The sequence below is a fragment of the Variovorax sp. CF079 genome (genome assembly GCF_900101545.1).
Taxonomy (GTDB): domain Bacteria; phylum Pseudomonadota; class Gammaproteobacteria; order Burkholderiales; family Burkholderiaceae_C; genus Variovorax.
The window spans coordinates 54,152-70,810 of the sequence record NZ_FMZU01000030.1 but is presented as its reverse complement, the minus strand read 5'-3'; the positions used below and the strand labels follow the sequence as shown (position 1 = coordinate 70,810).

Sequence of the window (16,659 nt, the reverse complement as noted above, 5' to 3'; positions counted from 1 at the left end):
TGCTGTGGGGCACGGATTCGATCTGGTACGGCTCACCGCAGGACCAGATCCAAGCCTTCCGGACGTTCCAGATCTCGGCGGAACTGCGCGAACGGCATGGCTATCCCGAGATGACGCCTGCGCTGCGGGCCAAGATATTCGGTCTCAACGCCGCGAACGTGTACGGCTTGACGCCGACAGAAGTGAAGCGATACACCGCCCGCGACTCGGTCGCCCGAAAGCGCATGGCCTACCTGGAGAACCCCGATCCTCACTTCAGGACCCACGGGCCAAAGACGCGACGCGATTTCCTCAGGGTGTTCGATCCCGCTGGCTGAGCAACGCAGGGGACTGTTAGCGGAAGACGCTCTCACCCGGTACGTCTCAACGACTGGTTTCCGCTCGAACCGTCGTTCGACCGATGCCGCGCGAGTGGCCGCAATCAGTCTAAAGCGGTAGAGGTTTAGGGCGCAGTGCACGCGGCCTATCAAACAACTCCCCTCAATGGCCAACCGTGCCTTGAAGCGACCTCCGTCAAAGGCTCCCCTGGAGGAGGACCAGAACGCAGCCAAGGTCACCGTCCAGAGCTTGTTACGCCCCCGTGCGACACCGCTGAGCCGCGGTGACACGAAACGCCCCTCCGCAAGGCGCAAGCTTGCAAGGCACGGCTCTACGTCTTTATTCCACGGACTACGACTTTATTTCCCCGGCTACGAGTTTGTTCTCACAGAACAGCGGCGCAGAACACCTGCACACCAATCCCCGGGAAAACCCGTGCAGCAATTCGCGGAATCTTGCCTACATTGCTTGTATGCAAGATTACTGATCTCTTGCATGCAACCAAACACGGAGACTCTCCCATGCCCCGTTTCGCCAAATCGCTCTTCGGTCAGGTGGTCATCGCGCTGGTGCTCGGCGTGCTGGCGGGCCTGTTCTATCCCGACTTCGCTGTCAAGCTCAAGCCGCTGGGCGACGGCTTCATCAAGCTGATCAAGATGATCATCCCGGTGCTGGTGTTCTGCGTGGTGGTGCACGGCATCGCCGGCGCAGGCGACCTGAAGCGCGTGGGCCGGGTCGGCGTCAAGTCGCTGATCTACTTCGAGGTGCTGACCACCATCGCGCTGGCCATGGGCCTGGTGCTGGCCTTCGTGTTCAAGCCCGGCGTGGGCATGAACGTGGACCCCGGCGCGCTCGACGCCGCGGCCATGAGCGCCTATGCCTCGAACGCCGACAAGCTCACCAGCGGCGGCACGGTCGACTTCCTCATGAAGCTGATCCCGACCACGGTGGTCAACGCCTTCGCCACCGGCGACGTGCTGCAGGTGCTGCTGTTCGCGGTGCTGTTCGGCTGCGCGCTGGCGCTGCTGGGCCCGCGCGGCAAGCCGGTCGGCGATTTCGTCGACACGCTCTCGCAGGTGCTGTTCAAGATCATGGGCATCATCATCAAGCTGGCGCCGCTGGGCGTGCTGGGCGCCATCGCCTTCACCGTGGGCAAGTACGGCATCGGCTCGCTCAAGCAGCTGGGCATGCTGGTGGCGCTTTTCTACGCTTCCGTCATCGTCTTCGTGTTCGTGGTGCTGGGCTTCGTGATGCGGCTCTCGGGCTTCAGCCTCGTCAAGCTGCTGCGCTACCTGCGCGAGGAACTGACCATCGTGTTCGCCACCACCTCGTCGGACAGCGTGCTGCCGCAGATCATGGCCAAGCTGCGCCACATGGGCATCCGCGACTCGACGGTGGGCCTGGTGATCCCGACCGGCTACTCCTTCAACCTCGACGCCTTCTCGATCTACATCACGCTGGCGGCCGTGTTCATCGCGCAGGCGACCAACACGCCGATCTCGATGACCGACCTCTTGACCATCCTGGCGATCGCGCTGGTCACATCCAAGGGCGCGCACGGCGTGCCGGGTTCGGCGATCGTGGTGCTGGCCGCCACGCTGCATGCGATTCCCGCCATCCCGGCCATCGGGCTGGTGCTGGTGCTCTCGGTCGACTGGTTCATGGGCATCGCACGCGCCCTGGGCAACCTGATTGGCAACTGTGTCGCCACCGTCGCGATCGCGGCCTGGGAAGGCGACATCGACCGCGAGCGCGCCCATGCGGTGCTGAACGGCACCCACTCGCCCGAGGACGAGCCGCTGGCAGAGCCCGACTCCCCGGTCGCCGCGGCGCGCGCCGCCCACGCGGCACACTAGGGCTCATTCACAAGCCCTCGCCATGACCGACGTCACGCCCACCACCATCGCCGAGCGCGTGGTCGAAGCCATCCTGGCGCAGAAGCTCGCGCCCGGCGAGCGCCTCGGCGAGCAGGACCTGGCGGAGAACTTCGGCGTCAGCCGCACCATGGTGCGCGAGGCGCTGATGCAGCTGCAGGCGCGCGGCTTCGTCGAGGTGCAGTCGCGCCGCGGCTGGTACGTGGTGCAGCCTTCGGCCGAAGAGGCGCGCGATGCCTTCGCCGCGCGCCGCATCGTCGAGGCCGGCATCCTCGCCGAGGCGGGACGGCCGCTCTCGAAGGTGATCCGCAAGCTGCGCGAGCACATCGCCGACGAGAGGCGCGCCATCGCCGGCGCGGATGCCGCGACGCGCGCCTTCCTCTTGGCCGACTTCCATGTCTGCCTGGCCGACCAGATGGGCCACCGCCTGCTGGTCGACGTGCTGCGCGACCTCACGGCCCGCACCACGCTCGCGGCCACGCTGTTCCAGTCGAAGCACGAGGCCGGGCAATCGTGCGCCGAGCATGCGGCGATCGTGGCCGCGCTGGAGGCCGGCGACACGAAGCGCGCGCGGCAGCTAATGCTCGACCACATCGGCAACGTCGAGCAGGCGCTGCAGGTCGAAGCCGAAGCCGCGCCGGGCGCCGACGAGCGCCTGCGCGCCACGCTGGCGCCGGTGGCGCTGCCGCGCGCGTCGCGCTGAGGGAACGGAAAATCCGGTCGGCTACAGTAGCCGGCGTATGAATTCACCCCAACTCCAGCGCGGCGTCTTCCTGTTCCTGCTGGCGGCCGTCACGGCCGCCTTCTTCTGGATCCTGGCCCCCTTCTCCGGCGCGGTACTCTGGGGCGTGGCGCTGGCCATCCTGTTCACGCCGCTCTACAAGCGGCTGCTCAGGGAGATGCCCAAGCGGCGCAACCTAGCGGCGCTCGCCACGCTCACGATCTGCCTTGTGATCGTGATCATCCCGCTCACGATGGTCACCGCTTCGCTGGTGCAGGAGGTGTCGCTGGTGGCGCAGAAGATCCGCTCGGGCGAGATCAACTTCGTGCGCTACCTGCAGCAGATCGCGGCCGCCTTGCCGCAATGGCTGCTCAACCTGCTGGACCGATTCGGCCTCGGCAACATCGAAGCGCTGCTGGCCAAGCTCTCGCAGGGCGCGGCTCAGGGCACCCAGCTGATCGCGACACAGGCGGTCAACATCGGGCAGAACACCTTCGAGTTCCTGGTCAGCTTCGCGGTCATGCTGTACCTGCTGTACTTCCTGCTGCGCGACGGCACCGAGCTGTCGAAGTCGGTGCGCGAGGCGTTGCCGCTGGCGCGGCCGCACACGCACTACCTGCTCAACAAGTTCACCACCGTGATCCGCGCCACCATCAAGGGCAACGTGGCGGTCGCGGCCGTGCAGGGCGCGCTGGGCGGCCTCGCGTTCTGGTTCCTGGACGTGCAGGGCGCGCTGCTGTGGGCCGTGCTGATGGCCTTTCTCTCGCTGCTGCCGGCGGTGGGCGCGGCGCTGATCTGGCTGCCCGTGGCGCTCTACTTCCTGGCCACCGGCGAGATCTGGCAGGGCGTGTTCCTGATCGTCTTCGGCGTGGTCGTGATCGGGCTGGTTGACAACATCCTGCGGCCGCTCCTGGTCGGCAAGGACACCCAGATGCCCGACTACATCGTGCTGCTCTCCACCATCGGCGGCATGGCACTCTTCGGCATCAACGGCTTCGTGATCGGGCCGGTGATCGCCGCGCTATTCCTGGCCGCCTGGGACCTGTTCTCCTCGTCGAACGAGGAGCAGGACGAGCCGCCGACCTGAATCCGGGCGCGCTTCGCCCGCCGCTCTCGCATTTGGCGCGCGCATTCTGCATTCCGTCGCATGGCGCTGGGCAGCAGCCGGCGGCCGCGCGATCTTCGGGCCTCCACTTCCGATGAGGCCCTCATGAATCCTTCTGCTCCCCTGCCCCGCCGCGGCACGCGCGCCCTGTGCGCCGCCGCCCTGCTCGCCCCGCTGGGCGCGCTCGCCGCCGACCTGACCCTGAGCGTCGTGGACGGTCCGGCGACCGAAGCCACGCTCTATGTCGCGCTGTTCGACAGCGCCGAAGGCTATGCCGGCAACAAGGCGCTGGCGGCCCAGACCGTGCCGCTGCGCGCCGGCGCGGCCCGGCTCGCCTTCCCTGGCCTGGCGCCCGGACGCTATGCGCTGCGAGTGTTCGCGGACGAGAACGGAAACGGCAAGCTCGACACCAACCCCATGGGCATGCCGACCGAACGCTACGGCTTCTCGAACGACGCCAAGGGCAACCGCGCCGCGCCGGGCTTCGATGCCGCGGCGTTCAGCGTCGATGCCGATCTCAAGACCGTCATCCACCTGCGCTGAGGCGGAGATGCTAAGACGCGAACTCCTGCGCCTGCTCGCATCGGCCGGCGCCACTCCCCTGCTGACCTCTATCGTGCATGCCGGCACCGACAGCTGGCAAGCCGACTTCGAAGCCTCCGATGCGCCCTGGAAGATCGGCTTCGCCACGCCACCGGCCGACCTGCCGGTCGCCCGCACCGCGGTGCGCGGCCGCTTCCCCGACGCGGTCGCGGGCACGCTCTTTCGCATCGGCCCGACGGGCCACGACCTGGGCGGTGAGCGCTACCACCACTGGTTCGACGGCGACGGCATGGTGCATCGCTTCGTCATCGAAGGCACGCAGGTCCATCACCAGGGCCGCTACGTCCAGACGCCCAAGCGCGTGGCCGAAGTGCGCGCCGGCCGCCGGCTGACCGAGGCCTTCGGCACGATCCCGCCGGGCGTCGAGCCGCCGGCTTCGGCCGACAGCATCAATGTCGCCAACACCAGCGTGCTGCCGCTCGCGGGCGAAGTGCTCGCACTGTGGGAAGGCGGATCGGCCACGCGCGTCGACGCACGCACGCTCGACACCCTGGGCCTGAAGACCTGGCGCCCCGACCTCGCCGGCATGCCCTTCTCGGCCCATCCCAGGGTGGACCCGGACGGCACGATCTGGAACTTCGGCGTCGGCTCCGGCCAGGGGCTGCTGGCGCTCTACGAGATCGCACCCGACGGCGCGCTGCGCCGCGCGGCCGTGGTGCCGGTGGCCGAGCTGCCGATGGTCCACGACTTCGCCGTCACCGAGCAGCACCTGGTCTTCCTGATGCCGCCGCTGGTCTACGACGTCAAGCGCAAGGAGGCCGGCGCGAACTTTCTCGATGCGCACGTGTGGCGCCCGGAGCTCGGCATGCGCGCGCTGGTGGTCGACAAGAAGAATTGGGACCGGCGCCAGCTGCTCACGCTGCCGGCGGGTTTTCTGTTCCACGTCGGCAATGCGTGGGAAGAGAACACGCCGCGCGGCACGCGGATCCACATCGACTACGTGCGCTCGGAGAACGCCAGCTCGGTGTTCACCACCAACCGCGAGCTGATGCGCGCTCGCCGCGTGAAGAGCACCGATCCGTACCTGACCGTGGCCACGCTGAATCTCGCCACCGGACAGGCCACGCAAGAGGCGCTGCCGCTGGACGCCGAGTTCCCGCGCATCGACCCGCGCCGCGTCGGCCTGCGCCATCGCAGCGTGGTGCATGCGACGCAGGGCAAGCGCGAGCAGCCCGGCTTCGGCGCCGTCGCGCGCACCGATGTCGAAACCGGCCGCAGCCAGCGCTTCGCCTACGGCCCGCAGGCGATGGTGGAGGAACACCTGTTCGTGCCCGACGGCACGGGCCCGGGCTGGATCCTCGGCACCGTGCTCGACATCGCGCAGAAGCGAACGCTGTTGTCGTGCTTTGCGGCCGATCGGCTGGCTGCCGGGCCGGTGGCGCAGGCGACGCTGCCCTATGCGTTGCCGCTAGGCTTGCACGGGGCTTTCGTGCCGGCCTGAAGGAAGGCGGGCCCCATCATCTGCCGATACCAGGCATGGAAGTGCCACATGCCGTCCTCCAAAGGCGACTGGTAGGGCCCCACCTCCGAGACGCCGCGCTCGAGCAGCGCGCGGCGGCCCGCGTCCATGCGCTCGCCGATCTCGTCGTCTTCCCTGGCGGTTTCCATGTAGGCGGCGCGTTGCGCCTCGACGAACTCGCGTTCGAAGGCAGCGATCTCCTCCGGGTAGTAGAACTCGACGACATTGACCGTGTCCTGCGGCCCCTTCGGATAGAGCGTCGACAGCACCAGCACATGCGGATAGAGCTCGATCATGTGGGTCGGGAAATAGGTCACCCACACCGCGCCGAAATCGGGCGCGGCGCCGGTTCGGTAGTCCAGCAGGCGCTCGTGCCAGGTGCGATAGACCTCCGAGCCGGGCTGGCTCAGCGATTGATGGACGCCGACGCGCTGCATGCTGTACCAGTCGGCGAAGTCCCAGTGCAGCTCGCTGCAGCTGACGAAAGCGCCCAGGCCCGGGTGGAACGGCGCGACGTGGTAGTCCTCCAGGTACACCTCGATGAAGGTCTTCCAGTTGTAGTTGCACTGATGAACCTCGACATGGTCGAGCACGTAGTCCGAGAAATCGAATTCCGGCCGCGCGAACAGGGCCGCCATGTCCTGCGCCGGATCGCGCGCGCCCTCGAACAGCAGGCCCTGGCAGTTGCGCAAGCCGAAGCGCTGCAGGTTCTTGCAGGGTTTGGGCTCGAACTGCGGCGCGCCCAGCAGCTCGCCGCGGTCGTCGTAGGTCCAGCGGTGCAGCGGGCAGACGATGTGGCCGCCGGTCGCGCCCAGGTTGCCGCTGGGGTTGGCGAGCCCGCGCACGTCGCCGGTCTCGCCGCCGAGGATCAGCGCCTGCCGGTGCCGGCAGACGTTGGACATCAGCGTCACCCCCTCGGCGTTGCGCACCAGCACGCGGCCGCCGCCCTCCTGCGCGAGCCGGCGCCAGTCGCCGACCTGCGGGACGGTCTTCTCGTGCCCGACGTAGCGGGCCGATCGATCGAAGATCAGTTCCTGCTCGCGCGCGAACAGGGCTGGGTCGAAGTAGGCATCGACGGGCAGTTGCGTGGACGCCGGCAGAACATGCGTGAGGCGTGCGACATCGTTCATCGGAATCTCCAAGGCGTGACGGGATGCACCGGGCCAGGCCGGCGGCGGCGCATCGCGGGAATGGATCAGGAATCGGCCAGCAGGCGGGCGATTCGCGTGTCGAGCGGGAGCTTGGGACAGGTGCTGCACTGCTCGCCGTCGCGGCGGCGGAAGTGGTGGCAGCACACCTTGCGGTCGAGCGCGAGCGCGGGCGTGCCGTCGCGCGCCCGGTAGGCGAAGAAACCGCAGCCGCCGGCGATGCCGAGGCGCGCAAGCCAGGCCGCGCCGAGTGCGGCGAGCTCGCTGTCGCTGCAGGCCGGCGCGTGGCGATGCACCAGCAGCAAGGCGCCGAGCACGCATTCGGCCTGCAGGCGATCGGCCGCGCGCGCATGCAGCGCCACCGAGGGTGCCAGCGCCGCGCGCATCGAATCGCAGAACACGCGCAGCTCGGCGGCCGCGGCATCCATGCGCGCCGATGCGCTCCCTGTGACCGGCGCATGGACGGGCAGCTGGAAGCCGCGCGGAAAACCCTCGGCCACCGGCTGCGCGAGACCGGCGAGCCGCGGCACGTGCGTGTCCAGGTGCGCGGCGATCACACTCAGATAGACCGGCTGCCAGATCGCCAGCCCCCAGCAGCGCAGCGCCCGGTAGTGCGCGCCGGCCTCCGGATAGGCCTCGGCCCAGTGACGGCACAGCGCGCGCAGGCTTGTCTGGTCGGCTTCGCGCAGCGCGCCGGCCAAGGCTTCGCAGCCCTGCGTGCCGCACAGCCCGGGGACGACGTGCTGCGCCAGCCGCAGCATGCGGGCGAGATCCGGATCGGGCCGCGCGGCCGGCATCGCGCCGGCAACGACGGAACCGCTCACGCTCACCCGCATGCCGAGGGTCACGCCACGCTTTCCGCCAGCGCGGCCGATGACGCCTGCGCCGCCGGGCGGCGGCGGAACTTGGCGATCGGGTTCGCGAGGTTGCCCGCCATCTTCAGGCTGGAGGCCGGGTCGGACAGGTTCACCATCTGCACGTTGTTGCCGAGCTGCAGGCGGTTCAGGCAGGAATGCAGGAACTCGGGCACGAACATGTCGTAGTGCGCGTACTTGGCGGCGCGCTCCGGGTGCGCATCCTGATAGTCGTGCACGCAGTCGGCCACGGCGCGCCAGAACTCGTCTTCGCTGCAGCAGTCGTTTTCCACCAGCACCTGGTTGATATGGCGCAGCACGCCGTCGAACACGTCGATGAAGATGGCGAGCAGCTTGAAATGGTCCGGCACATCCACCGCGATGCGATCGACGCGCTCCGGCAGGCCTGCCTTGGCCGCGATGTCGAGGATGGCGCATTCCTCGGCGATGTCCTTCATGATGGCACGCACCGGCACTTGGCCGGAGAGCACCAGGATCAGGTTCTCGCCGTGCGGCATGAAGGTCAGATCGTGCGCATAGAAGCAATGCAGCAGCGGCGTCAGGTAGGCCTGCAGATAGCGGCCCAGCCAGGCCACGGTGGGGAGGCCGGAGCGGCGAATCAGCTCGGGCAGCAGCGCATGGCCGTCCTTGTCGACATGCAGCAGCGCGGCCATGGTCATCAGGCGCTCGCCCGGCTGCAGCAGCGGCAGCGGGCTCTCGCGCCACAGCGCCGAGAACATCTTCTTGTAGGGCGTATCGAGCGGGATCGCGGCCTCGTAGTAGTGGTTGCGGAAGCCCATCGAGGCGACCTCCTGCAGGATGGTGAATCCGTTCGCGCGCAGGAACTCGTCGTCCGTCACCAGCTTCTTGATGAACTCGTTGATGGCCGGCGTGCCCGACATGTAGTAAGGCGAGAGGCCGCGCATGAAGCCCATGTTCAGGATCGACAGCGAGGTCTTCACATAGCGCTTGGAACGGTCGCTGGTGTTGAAGAAGGTGCGGATCGACTGCTGGGCGATGTAGCGGTCGTCGCCGTAGTCCAGGCAGATGATCTTGCGCCGCGCCACGTAGCCGGCGAAGGCGATCGACAGCTTGTTGAACCACTGCCACGGATGCGCGGGCATCAGGTAGTAGTCGGCCGGGTCGACCTCCAGTTCGTGCAGCCGGGCGGTCAAGCGCCCGACCGTCTCGGCACCCAGTTCCTCGGCCAGCAGCTGCTCGTAGCTCAGCGTGGAGATGCTGGCGAAGGCGGCGTTGTCCTTGTGCACCGCCAGCCAGATCACGCGGATGTCGGAGCCGGCCTCCGGCGCATAGGCGCGGTAGTCGACCGCATTGAAGCCCAGCCGCCCGTTGTTGGCGACGAAGCCCGGGTGACCTTCGGTCATGCCGACCTCGATGGTCTGGAAGTCCGTGGCGTCGGCGAGCTCGGCGCTGCTGGGCGCATCGGCCTTCATGCGCTTGAAGGCGCTGGCGAACAGCGTGCTGCTGATCTCGTCGAGGTAGATCGGCAGCAGGTCCTCGCGGATACCCAGGCGCTGGCGGCATTCGATGATGAACTGCAACGCATCGAGCGGCTCGTCGACGTCGCCCACCAGCTTGCGGATCGACTCCGGCTTGATATGCCAATGGCGCAGTGCCAGGCATTGCGCCTCGAACAGATAGCGCACGGCGCCGTCGTCCGACAGCAGCTCGTAGAGCGCGAAGCCGCCGGTGGTCGGCTTCAGCTGCTCCGGCTCGACGATCACCTCGTGCGCGTATTCGGCGATCGCCTTGCGCAGCAGCAGGCGATTGGCCTGGGCCCACACCTCCGGCGTCAGGTGTGCGGCGGCCTCGGCCGGGCGTTGCGAGAGTTGGTTCACGAGGGTGAGGTTCATGGATGGATTTCCTCCAGGGTGGCGGCCGTGGCCTGTTCAAAATCTCGCCGGGTGCAGAAGGCGAGGCTGGCGATCTTCTCGGTGAAGACAACGTCGCGGTCGTAGACGAAGCCTGCCGACCGGTTCAGTGCGTGGATCTTTTGGTTGATAGCGTCCGGCTCCACCACAATGCGCTCGGCGCCCAGGTGGGCGAACATGAAGCGCATCAGCGCGTGGAACACGGCGCGCGTGAAGCCGCGAATGCGCACATCCGACGGCCCGACGAAGATGTGCATGCCCAGGTCGCCGGGCCGCACCTCGTAGAAGCTGCGGATGCGGTCGTGCGCGGGGTCGTAGCATTCGGCCAGGAAGGCGGTCCGGCCCTCGTGCAGGCCGATGTAGGCGGTGGCGGTGCCGGAATCCATCATGGCCTGGTAGGCCTCGCGGACTTCGTCTTCGGTCTTGTCCTGCATCAGCCAGAAGGCGGCGCGTTCCTGCGTGAACCAGCGGTGCAGCATCGGCACGTCCTGCGGAATGCGCAGCGCTCGGAACACGAAGCCCTCCGCATCGCGGTACGACGCCAGCGCGGCCTCGGCGCGGCGGTGGACGCTGTCAATTCGCATGGGCCGGCACCTCCAGCTTGGCCACATGATCGGCGCTGGGCACGTTGAGGATCAGGCGATCCAGCAGCGCGGTCAGCACGAAGCCACCCGCCGCCAGCAGGAAGGGCAGGTGCAGCCCGTAGCGATCGACGATGGCGCCGGCCGCGAACGAGGACAGCAGCACCCCCAGGTTCTGGAAGAAGTTGGTGATGCTGTAGTCGTGCGCATAGCGCTCAGGCGTCGACAGGCGAAACAGGTTGACTTCGAGCTTGACGATGATCTGGAACAGCGCCCAGCCGTACAGCACGCGCCCCAGCACGATCCACACCGGGTCCGGCGCGGCATGCAGCAGCAGGCCGACCATGCCCAGCAGCAGGTTGCCCACGGTGTGGTCGGGCAGCCGGCCGCCGCGCGCGCGGATGCGGGCATGCAGGCGCAGCGCGACGATGGCGACCACGCCGGGGATGGCGAAGGCCATGCCGGAGATCAGCTCGCTGTCGTAGCCGGTCGTCTTCTGCCAGTAAACCGAGAAGAAGGGGCGGATCAGGTAGGCGCTGAAGTCGAACAGCAGCATCACCAGCGCCAGCCGCAGGATCGGCAGCCGGGCACGCCAGTCGAAGCGGCGCGGCGCGGCAGCAGCGGCGGCGGCCGCCTGCGCATGCTCGCCGCTGTTGACGCGCACGATCTTGCCGCTCCGGATCAGGTACATGCAGACCGCCATCTGGAAGAAGTCGCCGGCGGCCATCGCATAGATGCTGGCGCGCGGCCCCCAGGCCTCGAGCACCAGGCCGCCCACCACGGCGCCGAAGATGGCGCCGAAGTGCACCACCACCGACAGCACGCCGATGGTGGCCGCGTGCTCGTCCTTGGGCGTGAGGCGCATCATGTACGGGTACATCAGCAGGTAGCTGCTCTTGCACATGAACATCAGCATCGACAGCATCCAGTACGTCTCGACGTCGGGCGCCCAGTCGCAGAGCAGGCTGAAAGTGCCGGCGGCGAACTGCGTGTAGACCAGCAGGTACAGAGGCTCGACGCGGCGCGCCACGCGCGCCCAGATCGGCAGCGTGCACATCACCGCGATCGAGATGGCCGCCACGTAGGCGCCCACGTGGACCGCGCTGTCCAGCCCGTAGCGTTCACTGAAGAACTGCGGATAGAAAGGAATCAGGATGGCGTCGCTGATGACGGCCAGCACCGTCATCGCGATGATGTGAAATCTGAGGCTCATGGTGTTCCGCTTCAGAGCCTGACGAAATCCGCGCTCGCGGGAATCGAAAAATCCTGGATCGCGATGCGCCGCTCGATGCGGTAGTGCTCCACGCCCGTCAGCTCGCGCAGGATGTAGGAGTTGCGCCAGCAGCTCATGCCGAGGTCCTGGTTGGTCATGCCGTGGGTGTGCTGGCCGGCGTTCTGCACGAAGATCTCGTTGCCGTTGAAGTCCGCCGCGTAGTTGCGCGCCAGCCGGTAACGGCCCTTCTCGTCCCAGCGCAGGCGATGGCGGATGCCCTCGATGAAGGGCGGGATGTTCTCGCGGTAGCCGGTGGCGAAGACCAGGCCCTCGGTGCGGTGCGCATAGCGCGCCTCGCAGTCGAGCTGGCGGAATTCGATCTCGTAGCTGCCACCGGCGGCGTCGTAGCGGCAGTCCTGCAGCTCGCAGTTGGTGATGAGGTGCGTGCGGAGCCGCCCGCGCGTGCGGCGGTCGTCGAGCAGGTCGTAGATCTGGTTGATCAGGCTGGCGTTGACGCCCTTGTAGAGGCTGTCCTGCGTGCGGACGATGCGCTCCTTCTTCTCTTCGTCGAGGTTGTAGAAGTAGTCGATGTAGTCCGGCGAGAACATCTCCAGCGTGAGCTTGGTGGTCTCCATCTGGAAGAAGCGCGGCGAGCGCGTGATCCAGGTCAGGCTGTAGTCGTGCGCCTCGGCTTCCTTGAGCAGGTCGTGATAGACCTCGGCCGCGCTCTGGCCGCTGCCGACGATGGTGATGGAGCGCTTCTGCTGCAGCTGCGCCTTGCTCTCGATGTAGTCGGCGGTGTGCAGATAGCGGTGCTCGCTCGGCTTGCAGCAGGCGGGGAACAGCGGCTTGGAGCCCACGCCCAGCACCAGCTTGCGGCCGCGCAGGACGAAAGGCTCGCGCTTCGGCCCGCGCACGCCGGTCACGACATAGCAGTTGCGCTCGGCGTCGTGGACGACTTCCTGCACCTCGTACTCGAAGCGCACGTTGCTCAACTGCGCCGCGGCCCATCGGCAGTAGCGGTTGTACTCGGCGCGCGTCAGGTAGAAGCTCTCGCGGAAATAGTACGAGTAGATCTTGCCCTCTTCCTTGCAGTAGTTGAGGAAGCTGAAGCGGCTCTTCGGGTCCGCCAGGCTCACCAGGTCGGCCAGGAAGGGGTTCTGCAGCGTGGTGTTGTCGATCAGCATCCCCGGATGCCAGCTGAACTCCGTGTTGCGCTCGAGGAAGATGCCGTTCAGATCGGCAATGGGCTGCGCCAGGCAGGCCAGGCTCAGATTGAAGGGCCCGAGCCCGATTCCGATGAATTCATGAATGTCTTGTCTCATCGCACGCCATCTCCTTGTTTCCCCTACCACTGGTAGGTGAAGGTTGCAGTCACGTTGCGGGCGTCGCCCCAGTAGCAGTAGTCCTGGTTCATGCACGACGCCACATACGACTTGTTGAAAAGGTTGTTCGCGGCCAGGCGCAGGTTGGAGCCCTTGAGCGACGGGTTCAGGCGCCCGAGGTCGATGCGCAGCATCAGGTCCACCAGCAGGTACGCGGGCACCTTGAAGCTGTTGGCGTTGTCGACCCAGCTGGTGCCCACATAGCGCACGCCACCGCCCACCGTGTAGCCCGGCGCGAAGCTCCAGTCGCCCCACACCGAAGCCATGTGGCGCGGCGCCTGGTAGGGCGTCTTGCCGGTGAAGCCGTCCGGCGACTCGATGTACTTCATGTCGGTGTAGGTGTAGGTCGCCAGCACCGACAGGTCGCGCGTCAGCTGCGAGCGCGCCTCCAGCTCCAGTCCGCGCGAGCGCACCTTGCCGGCAGCCTCGAAGTAGGCAGCGCCCACCGGACGCGTGGCGACGTTCTTCTGCTCCAGGTCGTACACGGCCACCGAGAGCAGCGTGTTCGAATCCTTGGGCTGCCAGCGGACGCCGGCCTCCACCTGCTCGGTTTCGGCCGGCGGCAGGATGTTGCCCTGCCGGTCGTTGCGCAGGCCCGGATTGAAGCCGTCCGAATAGCCGACGTAGGGCGCGACGCCGTTGTCGAACAGGTAGACGGCGCCGACGCGCTTGGTGAACTTGGAGCCGCTCCATTGCGCCGGGGCGCCGGTGCCCATCTGGTTCGACGCCTTCGCCCGGTCCTCGCGGCCGCCCAGCGTGAGGCGCCAGCGGCCCAGTGCCATCTGGTCCTGCAGGTAGAAGCCGGTCTGCTCGAAGCGGCGGTCGATAGGGAAGCTCGTCACGTCGCTCAGGCCGGGTAAGCCATAGACGGGGGCGAACACGTTGATCGGCAACGCGCCTCCCGACTCCCAACTGCCGTCGACCTGGCGCTTCTGGTAGTCCAGGCCCGCGAGCAGCGTGTGCTCGACCGCGCCCGTCTGGAAGCGGCCTTCGAGCTGGTTGTCGATCGTGTGGCCGCGCGTCGATTCGCGGGCGCCGGAGTAGAAGCGCGTCAACTCGTCGGCGCTCGCCCAGCCGTAACCGTAGACCTGGCGCAGCGTGGTGTCCGCCGTGACGTAGCGGAAGTTCTGCCGGAACTTCAGCTGCTCGCCGAAAGCATGCTCGAACTGGTAGCCGACGAAACGCTGGGTGCGATGGTATTTCTCGATGCTCGGATCGCCATCGAAGAAGTAGCGCGAGATCCGGCGGCCGTTGTGCTTGGCGTTGATGCTGCCGTCCGCCGGCACGCCGCTGTGGTAGCTGCCCTCCGGATCGTCCTGGAGATAGGCCTGCAGCAAGAGGCGCGTGGCCTTCGAGGGCTTGATCAAGAGCGAAGGCGCGATGGCGCGCCGCTCCTCCTTCACGTGGTCGAACTGCGAGTCCAGCTTGCGCGCCAGCGCCGTCACGCGAAACGCAGCCACGCCGTTGGAATCGACGGGCCCCGTGAGGTCGACCGCACCCTCCAGGCGGTTGCGGTTGCCGACTGTGAGCTGGACTTCGCGGTGGGGCTCGAATTGCGGCGTCATGCTGGTCAGGGCCACCACACCGCCCGGCGACGCGCGCCCGTAGAGCACCGAGGCCGGCCCGCGCACGACGTCGATGCGCTCCAGGAAATAGGGGTCGACCTGCATCGAGGTGTAGCTGCCCTGATCGCTCAGCATGCGCAGCCCGTCGAGCAGGGTGCTGTCGACGCTGCTGTCCTTGAAGCCGCGCAGGGCCACGTAGTCATAGCGGTTGGAGGAGCCCACGAGACCGGTGAAGGCGCCCGGCGTGTAGTTGAGCGCCTCGTTGATGGCGCGCGGCTTCTGGTCTTCCAGCTGCCGCTTGGTCACCACGGAGATGGACTGCGGCGTCTCGATGATGGGCGTATCGGTCTTGGAGCCCGAAGCGCTGCGCCTGGCGACGTAGCCGTTCACGCCGGTGGCGCTGTCCTGCTCCGCGTTGGCGCTGACCGTCACCACCGGCAAGCGCGCGGCATCCGATGTCGGCGGCGCCGCCTTGACGACCACGGCATTGCCGTCGACAGACGCCGTCAGCCCGCTGCCGGCCAGCACGCGGTCCAGCGCCTGCCGGGGCGTCAGCCGGCCCGAGACGACCGGCGCCGTCTTGCCCGCCACCAGCGCGGGCGGCACCATCAGTTCAAGCCCGGTCTGGCGCGCCAGGTCGTTGAGCGCCTGCGCCAGCGGCTGCGCCGCGATGCTGATCGGCACCGGGGTGGAGGCTTGGCTGTGCGCGGCGGTAGCGGCAAAGGCGAATGCCGCGGACAGAGCCAGCGGCGCGGCGTGGAAGCGGGGGCAGGGCATGCGTTCGTTTGCGGGAAAGGTAAATAAGAATCCTTCCCATGTAGACGCACCGGCTTTGCGAAACCCCAGGTGGGCCGCAAAGTTTTTTTCGCTTTGCGATTACTTGGCCGAAACGATCTCCGTCATGCCTTCGTGCTCGCGCAGCCGCACCGGCAGCACCTGCGGCAGTGCGCGCGAGAAGTTGTCGAGCCGGCGCGGATCGAAAGTACCGGTGACCCGCAGCGCAGCCACAGCCGGGTCGCGCACGATCAGCTTCGCGGGGCCATAGCGCTCGAATTCGGCCAGCGCCTGCGCCACCGACGCGTTGTCGAAACTCACGCGGCTGTCGCGCCAGGGGGCGATGCCGGCGGCCGGCACGGCAGTCGCAGCGCCGAGCCGGCCTGCCGCATCGCTGACGATCTGCTGGCCGCCCCTCAGTTCTACGGCGGCGCCATCGCCGGCCACGCGCACGCGGCCCTCCTCCACCGCCACGCGCACGTTCTGGTTGCCCGCGATGCCGGGTGTGTGGCGCACCGAGAAACGGGTGCCGACGACCGTGATGCGCAGCGGCCCCGCCCACACGTCGAAAGGACGCGAGGGATCGGACTTGACCTGAAGCTCGATCTGGCCCTCGGGCAAACGCAGCTCGCGGCGCCGGCGATGGAAGATCACCTCGGCACGGCTCGCGGTGTCGAGCCGCAGGTGGGTGGCGTCGGGTAATGTCAGCTCGAGCTCCTGGCCGCGCGCGGTGGCAAAGCTCTGGGCGAACACCGGCTGCTGCCAGTGGTTCCAGGCCAGGTAGCCGCCGCAGCACACCACGAGAGCCGCTGCGGCGACGGCCCCTTGCGGTACCAGGGCAGTCAGCTGGTGCCACCAGGCGCGGCGATGCGATCGCGCCTGCGCCGCGGCCTTGTCCCCGGCCAGCTTCTTCCGCAGGCTGCGCACGCCCTCCGCCGGCAGCGCATCGAGCGCATCCCAGTCGCGCTGCCAGCGCGCGAAGGCCTTGCCGTGGGCCTCATCCGCAGCCAGCCAGGCCTGGAGCGCGGCTTCGTCGGCGGCACCGAAGCCCCCGCCCCTTTGGCGCACGAGCCAATCCAGAGCCGTGCTCTCGGGCTCTGCGGATGACGCGGCTGGCGGTTCGGCTGGCGGCTGTGTGGTCATGGCGCAGTATTCGGCTCCTTCATG

The 16,659-nt window shown here is 67.6% G+C and carries 13 protein-coding genes and 1 pseudogene; 6 read left to right on the top strand and 8 right to left on the bottom strand.

The genetic code is table 11. From position 1 onward, the window contains the following. The 6 genes and pseudogenes from BLS74_RS30610 to BLS74_RS30585 form a co-directional block, all read left to right on the top strand. Positions 1-317, top strand: a pseudogene (locus BLS74_RS30610) (hypothetical protein); the annotation flags it as partial. Positions 318-839: 522 nt separating this feature from the next. Beyond that, on the top strand, positions 840-2,174 hold the full coding sequence (locus BLS74_RS30605) for a C4-dicarboxylate transporter DctA (RefSeq protein WP_093111274.1): 1,335 nt from the start codon (positions 840-842) through the stop codon (positions 2,172-2,174). 22 nt (positions 2,175-2,196) lie between these two features. Further along, positions 2,197-2,895, top strand: coding sequence for a GntR family transcriptional regulator (locus tag BLS74_RS30600; protein ID WP_093111272.1), 699 nt, complete (start codon positions 2,197-2,199; stop codon positions 2,893-2,895). 37 nt (positions 2,896-2,932) lie between these two features. Continuing rightward, positions 2,933-4,000 carry an AI-2E family transporter gene (locus BLS74_RS30595; protein ID WP_093111270.1) on the top strand — a complete coding sequence of 356 codons (1,068 nt, stop codon included), beginning with the start codon at positions 2,933-2,935 and terminating at the stop codon, positions 3,998-4,000. A gap of 123 nt (positions 4,001-4,123) precedes the next feature. Next, entirely contained in the window at positions 4,124-4,561 is a 438-nt protein-coding gene (locus BLS74_RS30590) for a DUF2141 domain-containing protein (RefSeq protein WP_093111268.1), read from the top strand. A gap of 7 nt (positions 4,562-4,568) precedes the next feature. Beyond that, a complete protein-coding gene (locus BLS74_RS30585; RefSeq protein WP_093111266.1) occupies positions 4,569-6,062 on the top strand; it encodes a carotenoid oxygenase family protein in 1,494 nt (497 codons plus the stop codon). Here the strand turns inward: BLS74_RS30585 and BLS74_RS30580 are convergent. From BLS74_RS30580 to BLS74_RS30545, 8 genes are all read right to left on the bottom strand, one after another. Then, positions 6,017-7,210 (bottom strand): aromatic ring-hydroxylating oxygenase subunit alpha, encoded by a 1,194-nt coding sequence (locus BLS74_RS30580; protein WP_093111264.1) that lies wholly within the window; start codon positions 7,208-7,210, stop codon positions 6,017-6,019. The two genes, BLS74_RS30585 and BLS74_RS30580, sit on opposite strands and share 46 nt — an antisense overlap. 65 nt (positions 7,211-7,275) lie before the next feature. Then, positions 7,276-8,076: a siderophore ferric iron reductase gene (locus BLS74_RS30575; protein ID WP_093111262.1), complete on the bottom strand. Its 801-nt coding sequence runs from the start codon at positions 8,074-8,076 to the stop codon at positions 7,276-7,278. Beyond that, positions 8,073-9,956: an IucA/IucC family protein gene (locus BLS74_RS30570; RefSeq protein WP_093111260.1), complete on the bottom strand. Its 1,884-nt coding sequence runs from the start codon at positions 9,954-9,956 to the stop codon at positions 8,073-8,075. Before BLS74_RS30570 ends, BLS74_RS30575 begins: the two co-directional genes overlap by 4 nt. Further along, positions 9,953-10,558 (bottom strand): GNAT family N-acetyltransferase, encoded by a 606-nt coding sequence (locus BLS74_RS30565; protein WP_093111259.1) that lies wholly within the window; start codon positions 10,556-10,558, stop codon positions 9,953-9,955. The genes BLS74_RS30570 and BLS74_RS30565 overlap by 4 nt, the downstream gene beginning before the upstream one ends. Further along, complete coding sequence (locus BLS74_RS30560; RefSeq protein WP_093111257.1) at positions 10,548-11,768, bottom strand: MFS transporter; 1,221 nt, start codon at positions 11,766-11,768, stop codon at positions 10,548-10,550. Before BLS74_RS30560 ends, BLS74_RS30565 begins: the two co-directional genes overlap by 11 nt. A gap of 11 nt (positions 11,769-11,779) precedes the next feature. Beyond that, on the bottom strand, positions 11,780-13,093 hold the full coding sequence (locus BLS74_RS30555; RefSeq protein WP_093111255.1) for a lysine N(6)-hydroxylase/L-ornithine N(5)-oxygenase family protein: 1,314 nt from the start codon (positions 13,091-13,093) through the stop codon (positions 11,780-11,782). 23 nt (positions 13,094-13,116) lie between these two features. Next, complete coding sequence (locus BLS74_RS30550) at positions 13,117-15,495, bottom strand: TonB-dependent siderophore receptor (RefSeq protein WP_093111253.1); 2,379 nt, start codon at positions 15,493-15,495, stop codon at positions 13,117-13,119. Positions 15,496-15,594: 99 nt separating this feature from the next. Next, positions 15,595-16,635 carry a FecR family protein gene (locus tag BLS74_RS30545; RefSeq protein ID WP_093111251.1) on the bottom strand — a complete coding sequence of 347 codons (1,041 nt, stop codon included), beginning with the start codon at positions 16,633-16,635 and terminating at the stop codon, positions 15,595-15,597. Positions 16,636-16,659 lie beyond the last annotated feature (24 nt).